Source organism: Shewanella carassii (assembly GCF_002777975.1).
In the GTDB taxonomy this organism is placed as follows: domain Bacteria; phylum Pseudomonadota; class Gammaproteobacteria; order Enterobacterales; family Shewanellaceae; genus Shewanella; species Shewanella carassii.
Genome location: NZ_NGVS01000039.1, coordinates 1 through 4,558, shown reverse-complemented (window position 1 = coordinate 4,558; position 4,558 = coordinate 1). Strand labels below are relative to the sequence as shown.

Annotated in this window: 2 protein-coding genes; both read right to left on the bottom strand. The window is 43.4% G+C overall.

Annotated elements, in window-relative coordinates; genetic code table 11:
- Positions 1-233: 233 nt before the first annotated feature.
- Entirely contained in the window at positions 234-3,428 is a 3,195-nt protein-coding gene (locus tag CBE72_RS19595; RefSeq protein ID WP_100145999.1) for a DEAD/DEAH box helicase, read from the bottom strand.
- Positions 3,428-4,276 carry a hypothetical protein gene (locus CBE72_RS19590; RefSeq protein ID WP_100145997.1) on the bottom strand — a complete coding sequence of 283 codons (849 nt, stop codon included), beginning with the start codon at positions 4,274-4,276 and terminating at the stop codon, positions 3,428-3,430. Before CBE72_RS19590 ends, CBE72_RS19595 begins: the two co-directional genes overlap by 1 nt.
- Positions 4,277-4,558: the final 282 nt, after the last annotated feature.

The following is a 4,558-nucleotide window of genomic DNA, read 5'->3' as shown; positions in this document are numbered from 1 at the left end:
CAGAGTGTCCTTACCGGAGATTTTTGGGTCTCCGGTAAGGACACTTTTATCTATTTGACAATGGGAATCATATCAACGCCCGGCTCACGAGCCGGTTTGGAGCCGCGAAAGCGGCGGAAAACTGGTCGCCGTGCAGCCGATTGTTATACGCGATATGTACCATGATCTCGATGTGTGAATCCGGCCAATAGCAGACATTTAAAATCTCAAATTCGACTTCATTGGATATCCTGTTAAGGCATTTTTTGAGAATAAGCTTGGTGAACTGCAACCCGGCATAAAATAGCAGGATTTGCGATTGAGAAAGCTAGTTTTTCAGGACTATCATAACCCAAGCGGATTGCTGTACTCAGTGCTTCAACTACTTCGGAAGATAGACTCTCCTGGCTGTCGTACGGATTAATTTCAGTTACAACCCGTGTCACCAGCCCCATAACAAAAGAAAGGCCCCTTGGTAGAATAGTGCCTACCAATTCCCTAGCTCGTGGGCACGCTTTTGCAGATGGATTACCTGAATCTGGCTCCCCCCCCAAAGCAATCTCCACATCCCTTAGTGGTGAACCAGCTAACCACGCAAATATCCCCGGAGATAAGGCATCCAGAACGTCACCAGAGAGATCACCTTTTTTATCTCTTCCAGTTGCCCCGAGTACTGACTTTTTCACATCAAAAAGTAACAATTCTTTAGCTTCTGGATCAGTCTTAAACCAATTGAATAGCCAAATAACCCATTCATTAATTGACGTTGGCAAAGACCCAACATTTTGTATGATCGCGGTCCTTAAACGTGAAAGTACAAGTGGTGGCAACCCACTTTGTGAGGCTAGAATTGATAGAGACTGATCAATTTCATCGCTGTCTTTAAGCTTCACAAGATTTTCCAACTCAACTAATTGGGCATCAAATCTCTGCTCTTCATTATTCGTCCCAGATCGGAATGCAGCAAAAGAGGATTTAAGGTTGAACAATGAGCTTTCATCGTTTTCAGAATCACTCAGGGTTGAGAGTCGATTAACTAAGTACATCACGTCACGGTCTAGAGTATTGCCATTGGAAATTTCATCTAAAACCCTAGATATTGGGTCTGAAATTTCTACACATCTGTCATCTTCTGGGATTAATGACTGCAATTTACTTACGACATCTCTGTTCAAGCTTCTATTTTCAGGAAACATGAGAATCGGCTCGGGTATTAGCAATACAATTCCATTTGCAAGATGCCCAGCTCTACCTGCGCGTGCCGCAGCATTCAATAATTCATGCGCCTCCAAAAGTTGGCGACCATCATTTTCAGCACGTTTATCTCCTGCCAAAATCGCCATTTGCGCAGGGAGATTAAGGCCTTGAGCTAACGTTGGGGTAGCAACAATTACCATTGCACCATCTGCACGTTTATACATACGTTCAGACAGCTCTCTTTCAATGCGTAGCATAGATGCGTTATGGGGGACTGCGGCGCTTCCCTTGGTTAGCAATGAATGCTCAAGCCCTCCAAGCTCTAACTCTAACGCATCCCATCTGTGATTTTCATCTACCGTTGGGACAATGTTTTCACCAAGCGCAATAGAAATACTTGTAGCAGTAGATATGGCATGAGACTTTTGGTTAACAAACACAATAGTTTTGAGTCGACTACTGGCGCTTGTCACGGCCAATGTTGAAGCAACACTGTTTACATTAGGGGTGATGGATAAGTTATTTTGATAAAGCTTTCCGCTAAGTAAAACTTTATCCTGTATTAGCTTTGTGAAAGTACAGATCGCATTATTGTTTTCCAAATCCAGCCAATTGTGCTGTAAGCCCCAAATGGCATAAGGATTTATGACCAACTCCCTGGATGAAGCAGATCTTAAATTTGCGGCACGGCGCCCGGCCTGCTTATCAATACGCGCTTGCACATTTTTTGCATTTACTTTTATGGATTGAACGTCATTCTCTGCGTAAATTACGACTCCGCGAGCCTGCCTGCTCGGCTTCCATAGCAGATCAATGCTAATACAACCTCTACCCGTCAATTGATTAATCCATTTTGCAAATTCTTCTCCGTTTTTCACCATCGCAGAGAGAAAAAGAGTATCCGCTTCTGGGGCAATTCTATTGAATGCAAGCAAGCAAAGCATACTATCTAGCGATCTGCGTATCTTTCCTGATTGCGGGCTGAGCAAATGACATTCATCAAATACTAATAAGCCAACATCATCAAAGGATTCTGGAGAGAAAGAGAGCATTGCTAAGCATCTCTCAGGTGTCATTACCTCAATTTCAGGGAGAACTGCACCAATCTGGAAAAGCAAGTCAAAGTCACTTGATACTGTCGAACCTAAAATGTCTTGGGGGAACATCTCTTGCAGATCGACGGTAAGCTGCTCAACAAGCGCATGAGTTGGGGCAAGAAAAATTACCTTTTTCCCCTGTGATAAAGTGCTAGCGATTTTTATTGAGGAAATAGTTGTTTTTCCAGCTCCTGTTGGCAAAACCATTACAGCGGACGTACCAATGTGGTGGAAACCCTCTGCGAGAGCCGTTCTGTGATTAGGCCAAATATAAGGGAATTTTTTTGCTCGGAACGCTATCCAATTATGCCAAAATTCAGGCCCAGAGCCCTGTGGGGGCTCTAGCTTAGTGAGCGCAGATTCAGATATCCCGTCATATGTTGCAGTGAGTAATGATGCTAGGTGAGCAATCCCAGGAAACGTGAATTCTACTCCACATTCCAAGGCATCTCTCTTGATTGAAGCTGCTAGTGATTTGACATGCTCAAAAATCGCTTTGGGAGATTGGAGTTGGGCATCGTCCAAACCAATTCCTAAGATTTTTTTTGATAGATCTTCTATGCCAAAGACTAGAGACTGCACCAATGCGATAAAAGCAGAAAATTCGACATTACTATCCTGCTCTACAACAAAACCTACTCTTTCATTGCTCCTATTAACAATATCTGTTAGCCGACCTTTAGCCAAATCTACTATATGTCTGACTAATTCGGTAACAAGGTAATGCTGTCCCTCCTTTTCGATTTTTACCTTGGATGCGGCTTCAAGGGCATCTGCGTATTGTTCAGCCGCAAGAAATAGAAGGACAGCCGCAATTTCAGGTGCTAAACGATCCCTGCTGACATTTTCCCTCTCGGCAATCTCTTCTTCTAATAATTCCTCTCTCCTTGCTATCAATTGCTGAGCACTCGCAGCAACAAATGCAGAGGATCGCCTAATAGATGGATCGCTATTGATAGAAACTACTAGTTCATAGGTGTCGGCAATACGATCTAATGTCCAACCACCTTCCTGGCTTAATTGTTCTTCTCCACCAAGCCTCATTGAGACAATCTGCGCATAGTGACCGGTTAAGAGTTGTGGCAGGTCTTTAGGGGCTAAGTCAGGAAACTCGGGAGCAGATCGAAGGAGTGAAGCTGTTTCTGGATCAAACATTATTCCTGCTCCGCATCTAACTGTTCTATGTAAGCAATTATTTTTGTTGCCAACGCATCAAACCAATCCCTTAACTTACCATCTACAATGAGGCTTGCACCAATGCGTTGTTCCTGGTTTATGTCCTTTATTTTGTCATACCCTTTAAACAGTGCCTTTTGGGCTTCCTCCGTATCGAAATCCTGAGTTAACGCAAAACCTGCTCGATATTGCCTGCTTGAGTTATCAATTACCTTGCGAACCATAGACATGGCCTGCACATTACTAACTCCACTTAACTGGATAAGGGTTGCAGCGGCAGCAATAAGTTCTGCATTTCTTGTGTTCCCGTGCCGATCTAAGAACCCAGGTATTACTTTCTGCGTAAATGTATTTCGTGGGTTGTCCGTGCACTTATCTTCAAAGATGGTGGATTTGAGTATTTCAGTGCCATCTTCGTTAAGCTCTATCATGATCCCGTCTAAGCCTTGAGATGTAGAGCTCGTGTGCGGGTCTTTAAGAAAACATTTTTCACCGGACACCTGTTTGGCAGCTATCCAAGAAATAATTTCAAATATCAAGCCATCCCTCTGAATTCTGGGATAGCCCATTCGTGGAGTTTGAGCCACTTCCTGAACAGTGAACTTTATTACTGCTTCCTTTTTGAGTGCCTCATTAGTAAATGCAGGTGCTGCTGGTAATAATTCATCAATAATATAAGCTGCCTGTGCAGCCTGCCCCATAACTACTATTGCTATAAGACGAGCCAATTGATCTTCATTCTCAACTTTCCATTTTGACCCGACACAATCATCATCAATTGGAAAGCCAGTGATCTCAAGTGCAGCCCAGTTTTGATCTGGAGTCATTAAAAACAAGCCTTGTTTATCTAAAAAATTACTCGATATTAGGACGAGTCAAATGTCTGCTTTGGTTCGAAAACAGACTTACCAGCCCGAGCGTATAACGCCGCATTAAGGCGTGAACAACGCAATACACAACGGCTACCGCATTGCGCCTTAAACACAAAATTCCACGCAAACCAAAAATGCCACGCGTTGTGAATCGCGCTTAAATGCTTTGTATGGATAATAACCAAGCCAAAAGGGTAAAGTGAGACCCAGGCTTTAGCGGCAACTAAAGCTTTCTAT

What these genes read in the sequence shown, in the direction of transcription:
- CBE72_RS19595 (WP_100145999.1), bottom strand. Translation starts at nt 3,428, where the DNA reads ATGTTTGATCCAGAAACAGCTTCACTCCTTCGATCTGCTCCCGAGTTT.
- CBE72_RS19590 (WP_100145997.1), bottom strand. Translation starts at nt 4,276, where the DNA reads ATGACTCCAGATCAAAACTGGGCTGCACTTGAGATCACTGGCTTTCCA.